This window comes from Nonomuraea sp. NPDC005692 (assembly GCF_040631115.1).
Classification (GTDB): Bacteria; Actinomycetota; Actinomycetes; order Streptosporangiales; family Streptosporangiaceae; genus Nonomuraea.
Map to the genome: position 1 here is coordinate 85,314 of NZ_JBEXYU010000014.1, position 18,185 is coordinate 103,498.

At 72.5% G+C, this 18,185-nt stretch carries 16 protein-coding genes; 7 read left to right on the top strand and 9 right to left on the bottom strand.

Translation table 11 applies throughout. From position 1 onward, the window contains the following. Positions 1 to 316: 316 nt before the first annotated feature. From lnt to ABZ459_RS27195, 3 genes are all read left to right on the top strand, one after another. Positions 317 to 1,993: an apolipoprotein N-acyltransferase gene (gene lnt / locus ABZ459_RS27185; protein ID WP_357975677.1), complete on the top strand. Its 1,677-nt coding sequence runs from the start codon at positions 317 to 319 to the stop codon at positions 1,991 to 1,993. Then, positions 1,990 to 2,736 (top strand): polyprenol monophosphomannose synthase, encoded by a 747-nt coding sequence (locus ABZ459_RS27190; protein WP_357975680.1) that lies wholly within the window; start codon positions 1,990 to 1,992, stop codon positions 2,734 to 2,736. The genes lnt and ABZ459_RS27190 overlap by 4 nt, the downstream gene beginning before the upstream one ends. Before the next feature lie 84 nt (positions 2,737 to 2,820). Continuing rightward, entirely contained in the window at positions 2,821 to 3,318 is a 498-nt protein-coding gene (locus ABZ459_RS27195) for an FxsA family protein (RefSeq protein WP_357975683.1), read from the top strand. A 5-nt stretch (positions 3,319 to 3,323) separates the two neighbouring features. Here ABZ459_RS27195 and ABZ459_RS27200 read toward each other — a convergent pair whose 3' ends face one another. The 9 genes from ABZ459_RS27200 to ABZ459_RS27240 form a co-directional block, all read right to left on the bottom strand. Continuing rightward, positions 3,324 to 4,337: a DUF2804 domain-containing protein gene (locus tag ABZ459_RS27200; RefSeq protein ID WP_357975686.1), complete on the bottom strand. Its 1,014-nt coding sequence runs from the start codon at positions 4,335 to 4,337 to the stop codon at positions 3,324 to 3,326. A gap of 11 nt (positions 4,338 to 4,348) precedes the next feature. Continuing rightward, positions 4,349 to 5,752: an NAD-dependent succinate-semialdehyde dehydrogenase gene (locus ABZ459_RS27205; protein WP_357975689.1), complete on the bottom strand. Its 1,404-nt coding sequence runs from the start codon at positions 5,750 to 5,752 to the stop codon at positions 4,349 to 4,351. Continuing rightward, the gene (locus ABZ459_RS27210; RefSeq protein WP_357791147.1) at positions 5,745 to 6,410 is read right to left on the bottom strand and encodes a GntR family transcriptional regulator; all 666 of its coding nucleotides are present in this window, start codon (positions 6,408 to 6,410) and stop codon (positions 5,745 to 5,747) included. The genes ABZ459_RS27205 and ABZ459_RS27210 overlap by 8 nt, the downstream gene beginning before the upstream one ends. A 14-nt stretch (positions 6,411 to 6,424) precedes the next feature. Beyond that, positions 6,425 to 7,585: a mandelate racemase/muconate lactonizing enzyme family protein gene (locus ABZ459_RS27215; protein WP_357975692.1), complete on the bottom strand. Its 1,161-nt coding sequence runs from the start codon at positions 7,583 to 7,585 to the stop codon at positions 6,425 to 6,427. A 7-nt stretch (positions 7,586 to 7,592) separates the two neighbouring features. Further along, positions 7,593 to 8,411 carry a carbohydrate ABC transporter permease gene (locus ABZ459_RS27220; RefSeq protein ID WP_357975695.1) on the bottom strand — a complete coding sequence of 273 codons (819 nt, stop codon included), beginning with the start codon at positions 8,409 to 8,411 and terminating at the stop codon, positions 7,593 to 7,595. Beyond that, positions 8,405 to 9,289 (bottom strand): sugar ABC transporter permease, encoded by an 885-nt coding sequence (locus ABZ459_RS27225; RefSeq protein WP_357975698.1) that lies wholly within the window; start codon positions 9,287 to 9,289, stop codon positions 8,405 to 8,407. Before ABZ459_RS27225 ends, ABZ459_RS27220 begins: the two co-directional genes overlap by 7 nt. Continuing rightward, complete coding sequence (locus tag ABZ459_RS27230; protein ID WP_357975701.1) at positions 9,286 to 10,644, bottom strand: sugar ABC transporter substrate-binding protein; 1,359 nt, start codon at positions 10,642 to 10,644, stop codon at positions 9,286 to 9,288. The genes ABZ459_RS27225 and ABZ459_RS27230 overlap by 4 nt, the downstream gene beginning before the upstream one ends. A 30-nt stretch (positions 10,645 to 10,674) precedes the next feature. After that, on the bottom strand, positions 10,675 to 11,799 hold the full coding sequence (locus ABZ459_RS27235) for a zinc-binding dehydrogenase (RefSeq protein WP_357975704.1): 1,125 nt from the start codon (positions 11,797 to 11,799) through the stop codon (positions 10,675 to 10,677). Positions 11,800 to 11,875: 76 nt separating this feature from the next. Continuing rightward, a complete protein-coding gene (locus ABZ459_RS27240; RefSeq protein WP_352324949.1) occupies positions 11,876 to 12,511 on the bottom strand; it encodes a TetR/AcrR family transcriptional regulator in 636 nt (211 codons plus the stop codon). 74 nt (positions 12,512 to 12,585) lie between these two features. Here ABZ459_RS27240 and ABZ459_RS27245 point away from each other — a divergent pair, with 74 nt between their 5' ends. Genes ABZ459_RS27245 through ABZ459_RS27260 form a run of 4 tightly spaced genes read left to right on the top strand, consistent with a single transcriptional unit; the run spans position 12,586 to position 18,163 of the window. After that, a complete protein-coding gene (locus ABZ459_RS27245; RefSeq protein WP_357975707.1) occupies positions 12,586 to 13,836 on the top strand; it encodes an MFS transporter in 1,251 nt (416 codons plus the stop codon). A 34-nt stretch (positions 13,837 to 13,870) separates the two neighbouring features. Continuing rightward, complete coding sequence (locus ABZ459_RS27250; protein WP_357975710.1) at positions 13,871 to 15,490, top strand: glycoside hydrolase family 13 protein; 1,620 nt, start codon at positions 13,871 to 13,873, stop codon at positions 15,488 to 15,490. Further along, positions 15,487 to 17,193, top strand: a complete 1,707-nt coding sequence (locus tag ABZ459_RS27255; protein WP_357975713.1) for a sugar-binding domain-containing protein — start codon at positions 15,487 to 15,489, stop codon at positions 17,191 to 17,193. Before ABZ459_RS27250 ends, ABZ459_RS27255 begins: the two co-directional genes overlap by 4 nt. Beyond that, entirely contained in the window at positions 17,180 to 18,163 is a 984-nt protein-coding gene (locus tag ABZ459_RS27260) for a DUF2804 domain-containing protein (RefSeq protein ID WP_357975716.1), read from the top strand. The genes ABZ459_RS27255 and ABZ459_RS27260 overlap by 14 nt, the downstream gene beginning before the upstream one ends. The last annotated feature ends 22 nt before the right edge of the window (positions 18,164 to 18,185 follow it).

Sequence of the window (18,185 nt, forward strand, 5' to 3'; positions counted from 1 at the left end):
CGTCGGTCCGTCGAGTCGGGGCACCCCAACCGGTTGGGGGGTTGGACCCGGGACGGGTCCGGGAGCCCAGTAGACAACGGAATTCCGCGCTCGCCGCCGACGAGACGGGTCCGGTCCGAAGGGTTTCCGGGCCCTCTTCCCGCTCTCGTGCGCAGGATCGCGGATCGCGCCGGGTGATCCCGTCCCGAACGGGATCACCCAGCCGGCCGCCTGCGAGCGGCCGTTTTCGATCTAGGTGTGCGCCGCTGGCTTGAGCGCGGCCCCGGGGCGGTAGCGTTTTCGCAAGCAGGCGTGCGATTTTGCGAGGAGACCCGGCGTGGTTCAGGACAAGACGAGCGTTCCGCCCGTCCCCGGGCGCGAACCGGCTCCCGAGGCGGACGCCACAGCCGCCGACACAGCCGCCGACACCGACACCGCCTCCTCGGGTGAGGGCGACGGTGTTCGCGCCGAGGGCGAGGGCCGGTGGGTCCTGGCCGCGCGGGTCGTGGCCGTGGTCGCCGGCGGGCTGCTGCTCTTCACCGCCTTCCCGCCGCTCGACTGGTGGTTGTGCGCGCCGGTCGGCATCGGGCTGATCGTCGCCGCCCTCTACCGCGCCCGTCCCCGGCGCGCCGCGTGGCTGGGTTATCTGGGTGCCGCCGTGTTCCTGTTCCCGGCCCTGGCCTGGGTGCGCACGATCGGCGACGACGTCTGGGTCATGCTGGTGGCCACCGAGAGCGTGTTCTACGCCGTCATGGCCGCCCTGGCGGCCCTGGTGTTCCGGCTGCGGCTGTGGCCGCTGTGGTTCGGCGCGCTGTGGGTGATGATGGAGTGGGCCCGCGGTCTGGTGCCCGTCGGCGGCTTCCCGTGGGCGCGGGTGGCCTTCAGCCAGGGCGAGTCGCTGTTCACCTCCTACGCCGCGCTGGGCGGCGCGCCGCTGGTGTCCTTCGCCGTCACGCTGTGCGGCGCCCTGCTGGCCCACGCCGTCCTGGTGCGCCCTGCCGCCACCGTGAACAAGGGCGTGAACAAGGTCGTGCGCAGGGCCGTCCCGGCGGCCGTGGCGCTGGCCGTGCCGCTGCTCACGCTCGTCCTGCCGAGGCCGGGCGACGAGGGCCGCTCGATCAACGTCGGCATCGTGCAGGGCAACGTCCCGGGGCGGGGCATGCACCCGCTCGGCGACGAGCCGGCCGTCGTCCTGCGCAACCACGCCGAGGAGACCAAGCGCCTGGCCGACGCCGTGCGCGCCGGGGCCCTGCCGAGGCCCGACATCGTCGTCCTGCCCGAGAACTCCACCGACATCGACCCCTACACCAGCGCCTTCGCCCGCCAGGTCATCGACGAGTCGGTCAAGTACGTCGGCGTCCCCACCCTGGTCGGCGCCGTCGTGGCCATCGGCGACGAGCACCGCGCCACGCGCAGCCTGGTGTGGGACCCGGTGACCGGTCCCGGCGCCTACTACGACAAGCAGCACCTGGTGCCGTTCGGGGAGTACACGCCGTTCAAGGAGATCGTGCTGGCCCTGTGGGAGCGGGCCAACCTGGTCGGCCGGCAGTCGGTCGCGGGCACGAAGCCGGGCGACCTGAAGCTCGGCCCGGTCACGATCGGCGCGGTCAACTGCTACGAGGTGGCCTACGACGACACCGTGCGCGGCACCGTGCGCGCCGGCGGCACCCCGCTGGTGGTGCAGACCAACAACGCCAGCTACGCGCTGTCCAACCTGCCGCCGCAGCAGCTCGCGATGTCCAAGCTGCGCGCCGTCGAGCACAACAGGGCCGTCGTCACGGCCGCCACGACCGGGATCTCCGCATATGTCACGCCTGACGGTAAGGTCTCCTGGCAGACCCGTGAACTTGTCCCCGACATGAACGTGGTCAAGGTGCCCGTACGCACCCAGGAAACGATCGCCACAAAGGTGGGCGAGCTTCCTGAATGGGCATTGATGTTGATGGGAGCGGTGGCTGTCGGAGTCGCCGCACGGCGCGGCAGGCGAGGCGACCGAATGGGGAACGGCTCATGATGGAGACTGTCGGCCGGGTGCTCGTCGTCGTCCCGACCTACAACGAGCGCGACAACCTGCCCGCCATCGTCGAGCGGTTGCGCGCCGCCCTGCCGGAGGCCCACGTGCTGGTGGCCGACGACAACAGCCCCGACGGCACCGGCGAGGTCGCCGACGGCCTGGCCGAGGCCGACGAGCACGTCCACGTGCTGCACCGGCCGGGCAAGCAGGGGCTCGGCGCGGCCTACATCGCCGGGTTCCGCTGGGGCCTGAGCGAGGGCTACGACGTGCTGGTCGAGATGGACGCCGACGGCTCACACCAGCCAGAAGAGCTGCCCAAGCTGCTGCAGGCCCTGGCCGACGGCGCCGACCTGGCGATCGGCTCGCGCTACGTGCCCGGCGGCAAGGTGGTCAACTGGCCCCACCGGCGCGAGCTGCTGTCCAAGGGCGCCAACATCTACACCCGGGTGATGCTCGGCCTGCCGGTGCGCGACGCCACCGCCGGCTTCCGCGCCTACCGGGCCTCCACGCTGGAGAAGGTGGGCCTGGCCGGGGTCGAGTCGCAGGGCTACTGCTTCCAGGTCGACCTCACGCTCCGCACGTCCAGGCACGGCCTGCGGGTGGTGGAGGTGCCGATCACGTTCGTCGAGCGCACGGTCGGCAAGAGCAAGATGAACGGCAAGGTCATGTCCGAGGCGTTGTGGCGCATCGGCATGTGGGGCGTCACCGGTCTGCCCCGCCGTCTGCGCCGCACCCGCGGCTGACCGGCGCGAGGATCCGCGTCCAGGAACGCGCGCGGCCCGCCGGACGTTGTTCCTGATGTACGTGTGCGCGGAATCGAGGAAACGATGCGGCTGCTGCTGTTCCTGGCCTTGCTGGGCGTCCCGGTGCTGGAGGTCTGGCTGCTGATCCAGGTCGGATCGATGATCGGCGGATGGCCGACCGTCGGCCTGCTCGTCGCGGGCAGCCTGGTGGGCGCCTGGCTGGTGCGCCGCGAGGGCCGCCGGGTCTGGCGGCGTCTGCAGGCGGCGTTGTCGGAGGGCCGCGTGCCCGACCGCGACCTGGCCGACGGTGGCCTGGTGCTGGCCGGCGGCGCGTTGCTGATGATCCCGGGCTTCTTCACCGACGTCGTCGGCTTCGTCTTCGTGCTGCCCTTCACCCGGCCGCTGATGCGGCGGCTGGCGTCGTGGTTCTTCGACCGGCGGGTCAAGCGGGTGGCGGCGGCCTCGCCGTACGCGAACCTGTTCCCGTCGGCGCCCGGCGTGGACCGGGCCCCTCAGGGCGGCAAGGTCGTGCACGGCGAGGTCATCCACGGCGAGGTCATCCGCGACGACCGCGACGCCTGACGCCGCTACCAGCGCCGGTAGACCTCCTCGGCCCAGCCGTACAGGCCGTCGACCGTCACGCTCTCGCCGTCGTCGGCGACGACCGTGCCGCGGTAGTGGCCGAACGCCTGGGCCTCCTGGCTGCGCATGTAGAACGCGCGCCGCACGTCGGCCTCGCGCACGTGCTCGGGGACGAACTCCAGGTCCACGCGCTCGCCCACGATGTGCCAGGGCGCGCGCCAGTCGGTGGTGTCGTACCGCCAGACCAGCTCCTCGCTGATCTTGTGCAGGCGGCCGTCGAGGATGAGGCCGTTCTCCACGCTGCCGGTGCCGTCGGTCCACTTGCCGCCGATCTGCAGGGCGACGTCGCGGCCGCCGGGCCGTCCGGCGGCGGCGCCCCAGTTCCAGCGGATGTCGCCGGGCCAGCGCCCGCGCCCGAGGTCGAGCGTGGCCAGGGCGTCGGCGGGGTCGAACTCGTAGGTCTGCCCGCCCACGCGCACGGTGCCCTCGGCGGGCCGGCCGACGTCCTTGACCGTGTACTGGAAGCGGCGGGGGCCCCAGGGCACCACGACCGACAGGCTCTCGCGGCCCGGCACCCGGCGCACCAGCACGTCGGCGGCGATCTCGGCGGACTTCAGCCGCAGCCGGGTGCCGTCGGCGGTCTCGTCGACGCTGATGCGGACCGGGCCGGCGCCGATGCGCACGCTGCCCTCGCCGCCGCGCTCGGAGAAGGACACGCCCCTGGCCGGGACGAGCAGGCCCCGGCTGGAGACCTGCTCGCCGGTGCGCCGGTCGAGGAAGAACGCCGACTCGCCGGCCAGGTAGTCGAGGCTGCTGGCGCTGAAGGCGAACACGTGGCCGGGGCTGGTGACGCACCAGTAGTCCCAGCGCATCGTGCGGCCCCAGCCGCGGATGTTGGCGCGGTGGAGCGGGGTGCGGCTCCAGCCGACCGCGGCCGGGTTGAGCCGGCCGTCGGGCAGGCACAGGTCGACCCGGCGGGTGATCTCGCGCTCTGCGACCGCGCGCGGGCTCGTCTTCATCGTGCTCTCCGTCATCGTCCCAGCCCCACGCTGAGGTACTTGTACTCCAGGTAGTCGGCCACCCCGTGGTGGCCGCCCTCGCGCCCGTAGCCGCTGCTCTTGACCCCGCCGAACGGCGCCTGCGGCGGCGCCAGCGGGCCGCCGTTGACGGTGACCATGCCGAACTGCAGCTCCTCGGCCACCCGCAGGGTCCTGGTCAGGTCGTTGGTCCACACGTAGGCGGTCAGCCCGTACGGGGTGGCGTTGGCGCGTTCGACGACCTCGTCGCAGTCGTCGAACGCCAGCACCGGCGCGACCGGCCCGAACGTCTCCTCGCGGCAGACCAGCATGTCCTCGCTCACCCCGCCCAGCACGGTCGCCGGGTAGTACGTGCCCGCCCCCTCGGGACGCCGCCCGCCGGTCAGGACGGCCGCGCCCTTCGCGACGGCGTCCTCGACGTGCCTGCTCACCTTGGCCACGGCCGCCTCGTCGATGAGCGGGCCCAGCTCGGCCGCCCGCGCCTGCCGCACCAGCTCGCCGGTGAAGGCGGCGGCCAGCGAGGAGTGGACGAAGATGCGGTTGGGCGAGGTGCAGGCCTGCCCGGCGTTGAGGAACTTGCTGCGGGCCACCGCGCGGGCGGCGGCGACCGGGTCGGCGTCGGGGAAGACCAGCACGGGCGCGTGCCCGCCCAGCTCGACGCTGAGCCGCTTGACGTCGTGGGCGCTCTGCCTGATCAGCTCGCGGCCGACCTCGGTGGAGCCGGTGAAGGACACCTTGCGCACCCGCGGGTCGGTCATCACCGCCTGGCCGAATTCGGCCGGCCGGGACGTGGTGACCAGGTTGAACACACCCGGCGGCAGCCCGGCCGCGACGAACGCCTCGGCCACCGCGATCGCCGACAGCGGGGTCTGCTCGGCCGGCTTGAGCACGACCGTGCAGCCGGCGGCCAGCGCCGGGCCGAGCTTGCGGGTGATCATCGAGACCGGGAAGTTCCACGGGGTGATGCCCGCGACCACGCCGACCGGCTCGGGCAGCAGCCAGATGCGGTTGCCCTCGTGCGCGCCGGGCACGGTCTCGCCGTACAGGCGGCGGGTCTCCTCGGCGGCCCACAGCAGGTGGTCGGCGCCCGAGAGCACCTCGCCGGTGGCCTCGGCGAGCGGCTTGCCCTGCTCGGCCGTCATGATCGCGGCGATCCGGTCCGCCCGCGCGGTCAGCTCGCCGGCGGCGGCCCGCATGAGGCCGGCGCGCTCGTGCGCGGGCATGGCCCGCCAGCCGGGCAGCGCCGCCGCGGCCGCGTCGACGGCCTGCGTGGCCAGCTCGGGGCCGCAGTCGGCGACCTGCGCCAGCGGCTCGCCGGTGGCGGGGGAGCGGACGGTGAAGGTCTGGTCGGCCTCCTGCCATGCGGCTCCGACGAGAGCCCTTCGGGTGTCAGCCATGTGTCTCCTGGATTCCTTCGATGAGGGCCTTCATGGCGGCCATCTCGTGCGCGTGCTGCAGCCTGCCCGCCAGCGGGATGTCGCCCGCGACCAGGGCGTTCCTGATGGCGATGTGCTCGGCGTGCGACTTGGGCAGCCGCCAGGGCACCAGGCGGAAGCCGCGCTGGGCGGTCTCCGTGCGGGCCCACAGGCTCTGCAGCATGCGGTGGGTGAGCTTGCTGTGCTCGGTGTCGCACAGCAGGGAGTGGAAGCGCCGGTTGAGGCGGGCGAAGGCGGCGACGTCCTCGCGGGCGACGGCGGTCTCGCACTCGGCGAGCACCGCGTCGACCTCGGCCAGCCGCGCGCCCTCCAGCGGCACGCCGCCCAGCTCCAGCGCCAGCGCGGTGAGCGCGGCCCGGACGCTGTAGAGCTCGCGCACGTTGGCCACCGTGAGCTCGGCGACGACGGCGCCGACGTGCGGGCGCTCGACCAGCCAGTCCTCCGAGCAGAGCTGCTTGATCGCCTCGCGCACGGGCGTCTCGCTGATGCCCACGGCCTCGGCCACCACCCTGGTGGTGATCTTCGTGCCGGGAGGCGCCTCGCCGCTCATGATCAGATGTTTGATGTGCTCCGCCGCAAGATCCGCCTTGGTGCGGAAGGGGGAACGCGATTCGGCCATGGTTGAGGAGCCCTTCAGACCCGCTGGACGGTGAGCGGCTCGATCGCCGCGTGGTCCAGCTCTACACCGATTCCGGGCTCCGTCGGAACAGCGACGAGACCGCGGGAGTCGGGCAGCAGCGGTTCGGTCAGCATGGCGTGGAACACCTCCGGGACGATCACCGGCGGATCGTAGGGGTACTCCAGCCAGTCGCAGTTCGGCAGCGAGGCGCAAAGTTGCAGGTTGCCCGCCACGCCGAGCCCGGTGGCCCAGGCGTGCGGGATGACCTTGCGCTGCCGGGCGGCGGCCATGGCGCCGAAGTCGCGCAGCGCGCCGATCTCCTCGCTCTCGTTCGCGTCGGGCTGAAAGATGTCGAAGCAACCATCCTCCAGCATGCGCACGAGCTGGCCGATGCCCCGGTTGTGCTCGCAGCCCGCGATCGGGATCGGCGAGGCCGCGGTCAGCTCGCACAGGGCGCGGTAGTCGTGCCGGGGCAGCGGCTCCTCCAGCCACGCCACGCCGAGCCCGGCCAGCTCCCTGGCGGTGGTGAGGGCGCGCTCGAAGTCCCAGATCAGGCGGGTGCCATCGGGGGAGTAGCGCCAGCGGGCGGCCGCCTGGTTGGCGTCCACCATGATCGCCACGTCGGGGCCGACCGCCTCGCGCACGGCGGCGACCTGCCGCACGTCCTCGGCGACGGTGGCCGCGTGCACCCGCAGCTTGATCCCCTGGAAACCCCGTTCGACGGCGGCCAGGGCGTCCTCGGCCCGCTGCCGCGGGTCGCGGAGCTCGCCGAAGCTCGCGTACGCGCGGACAGCTCCCGAGTGCCCGCCCCAGAGCTTGTACAGCGGCTGCCCGCAGGCCTTGCCCACGGCGTCCCACACGGCGACGCCGACGACCCACGGCCGGGGGAAGACGTACTCGGCCACGTAGCGCAGCCGGTTGGCGACGTGCGTGGTGTCGAAGGCGTCCAGGCCGACGAGCTGCGGACGGATCCAGCCGCGGATCGCCTCCAGCAGCATCGGCCCGGTGCCGTGGCCCATGTCGCCGCCGGACACCCCGACGATGCCCTCGTCGGTCTCGACCTCGACGATGACCGCCGACATCGCCCGGTGCGCGCCCTCCGGGGCCCACGACGGCACGAACGGCCGGGGATAGGGCAGCTCGATGACCCGCGCGCGGACGTCTGTGATCCTCATCGGCTCCTCACCCCTTGGTCGCGCCGTCCGCGAGACCCTTGATCAGGTACTTCTGCACCAGCAGCGCGAAGACCACCACGGGCAGCACGGTCAGCACGCCGACCGCGGCCAGCGGCCCCCACATCCCGCCCTTCTCGGTGTCGGCCGAGATCCCGGCGATGGCGACGGGGATGGTGACCGCCCGGTCGTTGGTGAGGATCAGCGCGAACAGCAGCTCCTCCCAGGCCAGGATGATGCAGAAGATCAACGTCGAGACCAGCCCGGTCAGGCTCGTCGGCACGATGATCCGGAAGAACGCCCCGAACCGCGAGCAGCCGTCGATCATCGCCGCCTCCTCCAGCTCCTTGGGCAGCCCGCGGAAGAACGCCCGCATCAGCCACACCACGTACGGCACCAGGAAGGTCACGTACGCCAGGATCACGGTGATGTACTGGTCGGTCAGCCCCAGCTTCCTGGCCACCAGGAACAGCGGCACCACCAGCGCGATCGGCGGCACCGCGCGCGAGGCCAGGATCAGCCCGCCCACCACGCCGGCGCCGCGCATCCGCAGCCGCGACAGCGCGTACCCGGCCATCGAGCCGGCGACCATGGAGATGGCCGAGGCGCCCGCCGCCACGATGACCGTGTTGACCATGCGGGGCAGGATGCGCGCCTGCTGGAAGTAGCTGACGTAGTTGTCGAGGGTGAACTCGCTCAGCCACCGCGGCGGCACCGTGAAGATGTCCCTGGGCAGCTTGAACGAGATCGAGACCATGTAGAGCACGGGGAACAGGAAGACCAGCGTCACCAGGACGGCCCCGGTGACGGCCGCGTACCGTCTCACCATCGGTTCTCCAGACGCCGGGTCACGCGGAACAGGACAAAAGTGATCAGCATCGTCAGGACCAGGACGATCGTCGCCATCGAGGAGGCCGAGCCGAACTCCAGGCTCCTGAACCCCTTCTCGTAGATGTAGAGGTTGATGACGTTGGTCGAGTTGCCCGGCCCGCCCCTGGTGGCGGCCAGCGCGATGTCGAACATCTTGACCGCGCCCAGCCAGCGCACCACGAACGCGGCGGCCATCACCGGCACCAGCAGCGGCAGCGTGATGCGCCGCAGGATCGCCCAGCGGCCGGCGCCGTCGGAGCGGGCGGCCTCGTACACGTCGCCGGGCAGCGCCATGATCCCGGCCGAGGCGATGAGCACCACGAACGGCGTCCAGCGCCAGGTGTCGATGACGATCAGGCTGACCATGGCCAGCGTCGGGTCGCCGATCCACTCGACGGGCCCGACGCCGACCAGGCCGAGGGCGTAGTTGACCACGCCCCACAGCGGGTCGAGCAACATCCGCCACACGCCGCCGGCGACCACCGGGGCCACCACCATCGGGATGAGGAACAGGGCGCGCAGCACGCCCCGCCCCCGCCAGGCGACGTTGAGCAGGAACGCGATGGCGAACCCGAGCACCATCTGCAACGGCAGCGCGATCAGCAGGTAGACGCCGGTGACCCTGAGCGAGTCCAGGAAGCCCGGATCGCGCAGCACGGCCTCGTAGTGGCGCCGGCCGACCCATCCCGACGGCTGGAAGGAGGCCAGGTCGAAGTCGGACACGCTCACCCAGGCCGTGTAGAGGATCGGGTAGAGCAGCATGCCCGCCAGCAGCAGCAGGGCGGGGGCCAGGAAGAGCCAGGCCGTGCCCGGCTCTCCCAGTCGGGCACGCCTCACTGGTTGTAGCCCTTGGACTTCAGCAGGTCGCCGATCTCCTTGGCGGCCTGGTCGATCGCCTGCTGCGCGGTGGCCTGCCCGGACATGGCCCGGCTCGTCTGCAGCGCCAGGATCTGCTGCACGGCGTCGGACTCGGGCAGCCTGGGCCGCCACATCTCGCCCTTGGAGACGACCTCGTAGCCGTCCTTGAGCGCCTTGTAGACCGGGCCGGCCCACTCGGCCGGCGGCGTGCCGTCGAGGCTGGAGTCACGGGCGGGGAAGGTGCCGAACGCCTTGCCGGTGAACTGCTCGCCCGCCTTGGAGGTCACCCACTGCAGCCAGGTCCAGGCGGCGGCCGGGTGCGTGGACTTCTTGGAGATGCCCGCCGTCCAGATGCCGCGGTGGGCGCCCGGCGCCGTCGATCCGGCGGGCAGGGTGGTGATGCCCACCTGCTCGGGGGTCAGGGTGGTGGTCTCCTTGTCCACGGCGGTGCCCTTGTAGACGCTGCCCCACATGAACATGGTGGCCGTCTTGCCCTGCCTGAAGGCCTCCAGCGGCTCGTTGAACTGGTACGTGCTCGCCCCGGGCGGCGCGTACCTGAGCAGGTCCACCTGCGTCTGCAGAGCCTTGACGCCCGCGGGGCCGCCGAAGGCGACCTTCGTGCCGTCCAGGATCTTGCCGCCGTCGGAGTTGAGCACGGTCTGCCACACGGTGGGGGTGAGCGGGTCCTTGGTGAAGTACGTGCCCACGGCCCAGGAGTCGGTCCTGCCGTCGCCGTCGGTGTCCTGGACCAGCTTGGGGGCGTCCTTGAAGTACTGCTCCCAGGTCGTCCGCGCGGTCGGCTCGGCCACGCCGGCCTTCTTGTACAGCGACTTGTTGTAGAACATCAGCAGCAGGTTGGAGCGCACGGGCACGGCGTACTGCTTGCCCTCCCACTCCCCGGCGGCCAGCGGCGAGGGGTTGAAGTCGGCCCAGTCGTAGCCGGGGTCGTTCCACTTGGCCAGCTCGGGGCCCTTGAGGTCGTACAGGGCGCCGGTCTTGGCGAGCTGCGGCAGCCAGGGGTCGTCGGCGAGCACCACGTCGTAGGTGGCGGTGGTGCCGGTCAGCTCCAGCATCGTCTTGGGGAGCTGGTCGTTGTAGGGGACGCCGTCCACGGTGACCTTGATGCCGGGATACTTCTTGGCGAACTCCGGCACGAGCTTGTCCTGCCACTGCTTGGCGAACGCGTCGTTGGCGATCACGCGGATCGACACCGGGGCCTGCGCCGTGCCGAGGCCGCCGCCGTCGGCCGCGACCTCCTGCGACGGCGAGCCGCAGGCGGCGACGCTGAGCGCGAGCACGGCCGCGGCCGTGACGAGCCGGGTGTTGTTCAACACTGGTGTCCTCCCGGAGGGGAATGGGGGATTTCAGGCGGAGGGGTCGACGGCGAGCTTGACGACGTCCCGGCCGTCCAGCGGATGGCCCGAGCCCAGGGCCTCGAGCGCCTCGCGGACCCGGCCGAGCGGCACGCGGTGGCTGACCACGCGCTCGAAGGGGCTGCCGCCGCGTTCCAGGATCGTCAGCGCCTGGTGGTAGCGGCGCTGCATGTCGGGGCCGGCGCCGTAGACGCCGGCGATCGTGAGGTCCCGCTTCAGCAGGTCGCTGTAGGGATTGAAGGGGACGGTGCCGCGATCGGTGAAATTGCCCAGCTCGGCCAGCACGCCGCCGTCGGCGACCAGGCCGAGCGCCTCGGTGAACGCCTCGGGCGAGCCCGCGGTGCCGATGACGGCGTCGGCGCCCGCGCGTCCCAGCGCGTCGAACACCGCCCGGCGGCGCCCGGCGGGTCCTTCGCCGAGGTCGACGACGGTGTCCGCGCCGAGAAGCGCGGCCAGTTCCAGGCGGGCGCCCGGCGCGCCGACGGCGACCACCTTGGCCGCTCCGGCCGCGCGGGCGGCGACCACGGCCATCAGGCCGATGGCGCCGACCCCCTGGACCACGACGGTGGAGCCGATCCGGATCGCGGAACGTTCTACACCGTGCAGGGCCACCGACAGCGGCTCCTGCAGCACGGCGACCTCGGCGGGCAGATCGGTCCGGTAGAACACCGTTCCCGCGTTCGAGGCGTACAGGTGGGTGGCGAAGCCGCCGGTCAGGTACGGCGGCCGGTCGGCGGGGGAGGCGAACCCGTAGGACGGCCGCCGGTCCGGGCAGCTTCCCGGCCTGCGGCGCACCTGGCACTCGAAGCACCGGCCGCAGCTCAGCGACGGGAAGACGCCGACCCGGTCGCCGACGGCCACCGGCCGGCCCGCGTGGTCGGTCGCGACGCCGTCGCCGAGCGCGGCCAGCCGGCCGACGATCTCGTGCCCGAGCAGCGCGGGGAAACGCACGCTGGCCAGCCGCCCCCGGTAGATGTGGGCGTCCGTGCCGCACATGCCGCACAGCTCGACCTCCAGGACGAACTGCCCCGGACCGGGCTGCGGCAGGCCGTACTCGCGCACCTTCACCGCTCCCGCGACGTCGGTGACGATCGCCGCGCGTGCCGTCGCGTCCATGCACCGCCTCCTGCATTCTGCTTTCTATAGAATGTGGAAGACGGTAGTTCGTCCGGTTTTGAACGGTCAATCCTTGTTACCGGAATGTTTCTGAGGCCACGTCCACGAAGTAGGCCCGCAGCAGCCTGCGTCCTTGCTCGATCATGGCCGGATCACCCTGCGGCGTCGCGGAGAACGTCAGGTACAGCACCGCCGCCGTGGACTGGATCGCCAGCCGCATCACCCGGTACGGATCCGGCAGCGCCGGCAGCCCCGCCTCCTCCAGCGCGAAGTGGTAGAGCCGCTCGGCCAGCACGTCCCCGCTCTCCCGCACCCGCCCGGCGGGCAGGAACGACGGCCCGCCCGGCCGGGTGTCGGCGAAGTCGACCACGGTGAAGCCCGGCACGCTCCGGCGCATCTCCACCGTCTCGGCCAGCACCAGCTCCGCCGCCCGCGGCCAGGTCAGCGGCGGCTCCTCGGCGACCCTGGCGCGCAGCCGGGCCAGCAGGACCTCCAGGTTGCGCAGCGCCAGCTCGCGCAGCATGCCCGGCTTGCCGTCGAAGAACTGGTAGATCGTGCCGGAGGGCACGCCGGCGCTCCTGGCGACGTCGGAGATCGTGAGGGCGTCCAGACCGACCTCGTCCAGCAGGCGGGCGCAGGCGTCGAGGATGCGTTCGACCCTGTCGATGCTGCGCCTCTGGACCGGTCGGCGCCGGATGCCGGGGTTCTCCACGAACAAGTCTTAACATAACGACCTGTCATGTTCTAACGTGACATCCTCTCACGTTCCCCCCAGGGAGGACCTGCATGGCCGAAACGCGCCTCGCGCCTGACAGACGGGTGTCCGCGGGCTGGATGTCCCTGCTGGCGCTGGCCCAGATGGGGGTCATCATGGCGATGACCGTCGGAAACCAGATCCTGCTCCCCTCCCACGTGGCGCGCATCGATCCGCAGCACAAGGAGGCGTCGCTGGCGGTGGTGTTCGCCGTCGCCGCCGTCTGCACGATCGTGGCCAACCCGCTGTTCGGAGCCCTGTCCGACCGCACCCGCGCCCGGATGGGCCGGCGCCGTCCCTGGATCGCGGGCGGCGCGCTGGTCTGCGCCGCGTCCCTGGTCTTCCTGTCCCGTCAGGACTCCCTGGCCGGGCTGGTCGTCGGCTGGGCGGTCGCCCAGCTCGCCTTCACCGCCGCCCTCGCCACCGCCATCGCCACCGTGCCCGACCAGGTGCCGATCAGCCAGCGGGGCAAGGCCTCGGCGCTGGCGGGCGTGGGCCAGCTCGCCGGGCCGCTGCTGGGCGGCGTCGTGGTCACCGTCGTGGCGACCGGCTCGCAGGCCGGGTTCGTCGCGATGGCCGTGCTGGTGCTGCTGCTGGTGCTGCCGTTCAGCCTGTTCACCAAGGAGCCCGCGAGCGCGCCGGTCGACCTGCCGCCGTTCGGGCTGCGCTCGATGCTGCGCAGCTTCAAGGTGAGCCCGCGCAAGCACCCCGACTTCGCCTGGGCCTGGCTGAGCCGCTTCCTGATCACCCTCACCCTCGCCATGGCGATCGGCTACCTGCAGTACTACCTGCGCGACGGTGTCGGCTACGAGGCGCTCTTCCCCGGCTCCACCGTCGAGCAGGGCGTCGTGGTGCTGGTCGCGGTCTTCACGCTGAGCAGCGTCGCGCCCACCCTGGTCGCGGGCTGGTTGTCGGACCGGTTCGGCAACCGGCGGACGGCCGTCTTCGTCGGCGGCCTCACCATGGCCGCCTCCGGGCTCGTGCTGACCCTCCTGACCAGCTGGCCCGCCGCGATCGCCGCCAGCGTCCTGCTCGGCGCGGGCTACGGCATGTTCGCCGCCGTGGACCAGGCCATGGTCACCCAGCTCCTGCCCGCCGACGCCGACCGCGGCAAGGACCTGGGGATCGTCAGCCTGGCCAACTCCGCCTCCAGCACGTTCGGGCCGGTCATCGCCGCGCCCCTGGTCACCTCCGCGGGCGGCTACCCGCTCATGTACGCCGTCGCGGCGGCCTTCGCCGCGCTCGGCGCCTGCCTCATCTGGAGAATCCGCAGTGTCCGATAAAGCAGTGTCCGATAAAGCAGTGTCTGATAGAGCAGTGTCCGACGGATCCGGAGCCTTCGACGGCGACGCCTGGTGGCGCGACGCCGTCGTCTACCAGATCTACCCCCGCAGCTTCGCCGACGCCGACGGCGACGGCCAGGGCGACCTGCCCGGCGCGCTGGCCCGCCTGGACCACCTGGCCGATCTGGGCGTGGACGCCGTCTGGCTGAGCCCCTTCTACCCCTCGCCGCTGGCCGACGGCGGCTACGACGTCGCCGACTACACCGACGTGGACCCCCGCTACGGCACGCTGGCCGACTTCGACGCCTACGTGGCCGCGGCCACCGCCCGGGACATCAAGGTCATCGTCGACATCGTGCCCAACCACTGCTCCTCCGCACACCCGCGCTTCCAGCAGGCGCTGGCGGCCGGCCCCGGCAGCCCCGAGCGCGAGTGGTTCGTCTTCCGCGACGAGCCCAACAACTGGCAGTCCATGTTCGGCGGCCCCGCCTGGACCCAGACCCCCGACGGTCAGTGGTACCTGCACCTGTTCGACTCCGCCCAGCCCGACTGGAACTGGCGGCACCCCGGCGTCACCGCCATGTTCGCGGACGTGCTGCGGTTCTGGCTGGACCGCGGCGTGTCCGGGTTCCGCATCGACGTGGCCGCCATGCTGTTCAAGGAGGACGGCCTGCCGGACGTCGTCCCCGGCAGCCAAGGCGCCCCGCTGGCGCCCGGCCGGTCGGCGGTGCCGTACGAGCACCAGCCCGAGCTGCTGGAGCTGTACCGGTCCTGGCGCAAGATCCTGGCCGCCTACCCCGGGCCGCGCGGCACGGTGGCCGAGATCTGGTTCGCCGACCCCGCCCAGGCCCGGCCCTACCTCACCGGCGACGGCCTGGCCCAGCTGTTCAACTTCCGCCTGATGCCCCTGCCGTGGTCGGCCGGGGAGTTCCGCGCGGTGATCGAGGAGTCGCACCGGCTGGCCCGCGAGACGGGCGGGTCGATCCCCTGGGTGCTGGGCAACCACGACGTGCCGCGGATGGCGACCAGGTTCGGCATCGACCAGGACCTCGTCCGCGCCCCCACCGCCGACGTGCTGCTCGGCCGGGTCGCCGTCGACCGCGAGCTCGGCCTCAGGCGCGCCCGCGCCGCGACGTTGCTGCTGCTCGCCCTGCCCGGCGCCGCCTACCTCTACCAGGGCGACGAGCTCGGCCTGCCCGAACACCTCGACATGCCGGCGCAGGCGCGGCAGGACCCGATGTTCGAGCGCACCGGCCGCGCCTTCATCGGCAGGGACGGCTGCCGCGTGCCGCTGCCCTGGTCCGGCACGTCCGAGCCGTACGGGTTCGGCCCGGGGGGCACCTGGCTGCCCCAGCCGGCCGACTGGGCGCACCTCACCGTCGCCGCCCAGCGGGACGACCCCGGCTCCACGCTCAACCTCCACCGCGCCGCCATCGCCCTGCGCCGCGAGCACCCCGCGCTCGGCGACGGCGACCTGACCTGGCTCGACGCCCCGCCCGGCGTGCTGGCCCTCGCCCGCGAGCCCGGCTTCACGCTCATGGTCAACTTCGGCCCGGACGCGGTGCCGCTGCCCCCGCACCACGACGTCCTGCTGGCCAGCGCCCCCCTGGACGGCGGCGCCCTGCCCGCCGACACGGCAGTGTGGCTCTCGTGACCGGCGACTCCATCCCGCTGCCGGAGTACCCCCGCCCCCAGCTCGTCCGCGACAGCTACGTCAACCTCAACGGCCGCTGGCGGTACGCGATCAACGACGGCTCGCGGCCCGGGGCGTACGACGGCGACATCCTCGTGCCGTACTCGCCGGAGGCGCCGCTGTCCGGCGTCGGCCGGCAGCTGCTGCCGGGGGAGACGCTGTGGTACCGCCGCTCCTTCGAGCCGCCCGCCGGGCCCGCCGGCGGGCGGGTGATCCTGCACTTCGGCGCCGTCGACCAGACCTGCCGGGTGTGGGTCAACGACGTCGAGGTCGGCGGCCACAGCGGCGGCTACCTGCCGTTCTCCTTCGACGTCACCGACGCGCTGACCGAGGGCGCCAACACCCTCGACGTGGCCGTCCGGGACGACAGCGACACCGGCTGGCAGTCGCGCGGCAAGCAGCGGCTGCGCCGCGGCGGCATCTGGTACACCGCCCAGTCGGGCATCTGGCAGACCGTCTGGGCCGAGCGCGTGCCCGGCCTGCATGTGGAACGGCTCACGCTGACGCCCGTGCTCGCCGAGGAGTGCGTCGAGGTGACCGTGCACGCCGCGGACGGCGAGGCCGAGGTCGAGATCCTCGCCGCCGGGCAGGTGGCGGCCCGCGCCACCGTCCCCGCCGGGCGGCCGGTGCGCGTCCCGCTGCCCGGCGCGCGCCCGTGGACCCCCGAGGACCCCTTCCTGTACGACGTGACCGTCTCGCTCGGCGAGGACCGCGTCCGCGGCTACGTCGGCATGCGCTCCTTCTCCGTCGGCCCCGATGCCGACGGCGTGCCCCGGCTGCTGCTGAACGGCCGGCCGTACTTCCACGCCGGGATCCTCGACCAGGGCTACTGGCCCGACGGCCTCTACACGCCGCCCTCGGACGAGGCCATGGTCGACGACATCGTCATGATGAAGCAGCTCGGCTTCACCATGCTGCGCAAGCACATCAAGATCGAGCCGCTGCGCTGGTACCACCACTGCGACCGGCTCGGCATGCTCGTCTGGCAGGACCTGGTCAACGGCGGCGAGACCTACCGGCCGCTGGTCATCACCACCCCCGCGCTGCTGCCGCTGCGCCTGGACGACCGCCGCCACCACCGCTTCGGACGGGCCGACGCCGCGGGGCGGGCCGCGTTCGAGGCCGAGCTGCGCGAGACCGTCGAGCACCTGCGCAACGTGGTCGGCCTGGCGGTCTGGGTGCCGTTCAACGAGGGCTGGGGCCAGTTCGACGCCGCGCGGATCGCCGACGAGCTGGCCCGGCTCGACCCCACCCGCACGATCGACCACGCCAGCGGCTGGCACGACCAGCGCGCGGGCGACCTGCTCAGCCTGCACGTCTACTTCCGCCGCTTCCGCCCGCCCCGCCCGGACGGCCGCGTCCTGGCCCTGACCGAGTACGGTGGCTACAGCCTGGCCGTCGAGGGCCACACCTGGGGCGAGAAGGAGTTCGGCTACCGGCGTTACCGCACCGCCGACGAGCTGGGCGCGGCGTTCGTCCGGCTGCACGAGGAGCAGATCGTCCCGGCCATCCGCCAGGGCCTGAGCGCCACCGTCTACACCCAGCTCTCCGACGTCGAGGACGAGCTGAACGGCCTGCTCACCTACGACCGGGCCGAGCTGAAGCTGCCCGCCGACCTCATCCGCTCCGTCACGAGGAGGCTCGCCTTCCATGACCACCCATGAACGGGAGCTCACCGCCCCCGCCGACCTGTGCCTGCCCGGCGGGCGGCTCGACCCGGCCGCGGTCGGCTGGACCCGCACGCCGCTGCACCGGGCCAACCTGCGCGGCTGGGGACGGCGCAAGCGCTGGGAGTACTGGGGCGTCGTCACCCCCTCCCACATCATCGGCCTGGTGGCCTCCTCGCTGGACTACGCCGGCGTGCACGGCGTCTACGTGCTCGACCGGGCCACCGGCGCGGAGTACGCCAAGGACGTCGTCGTGCCGCTGGCCCGCGGCGCCGTCTTCCCCGACCGCAGCGGCGCCGGCACGGTGTCCGTGCGCGGCGGCGGGCTGGCGATCGACATCCGCCAGGACCCGGCCGCCACCGTCATCCGCGCCGCCGCCCCCGGCGTGCGGATCGACCTGGAGGTGCCGCTGCCGGAGGGCCACGAGTCGCTCGGCGTCGTGGTCCCCTGGGGGCCGAACCGGTTCCAGTACACGGTCAAGGACGTCGGCCGCCCGGCACGCGGACGGCTGCGCCTCGGCCCGGACGAGTTCGCGATCGACCCCGCGGACTCCTTCGCGGTGCTCGACCACGGCCGGGGGAAGTGGCCGTACGCGGTCACCTGGAACTGGGCGGCCGGCAGCGGGCCCGGCCGGTCCGTCCAGCTCGGCGGCAAGTGGACCGACGGCACCGGCGTCACCGAGAACGCCCTGTTCACCGGCGGCCGGCTGCACAAGATCGGTGACGAGCTGGAGTGGACCTACGACCGCGGCGACTGGCTGCGCCCCTGGCGGATCACCGGTGCCCGGGTCGAGGTGGAGTTCCGGCCGTTCCACGAGAAGGTGGCCCATACCCAGCTGGGCGTGGTGGCCAGCGAGACCCACCAGTGCTTCGGCCACTTCTCCGGCCGCGTCCAGGACGACGACGGCGCGTGGGTGGACCTCGACGGCCTCACCGGCTGGGCCGAGGAGGCGCGTAACCGCTGGTAGCGGGGGCCGGGCACAGCAAAAC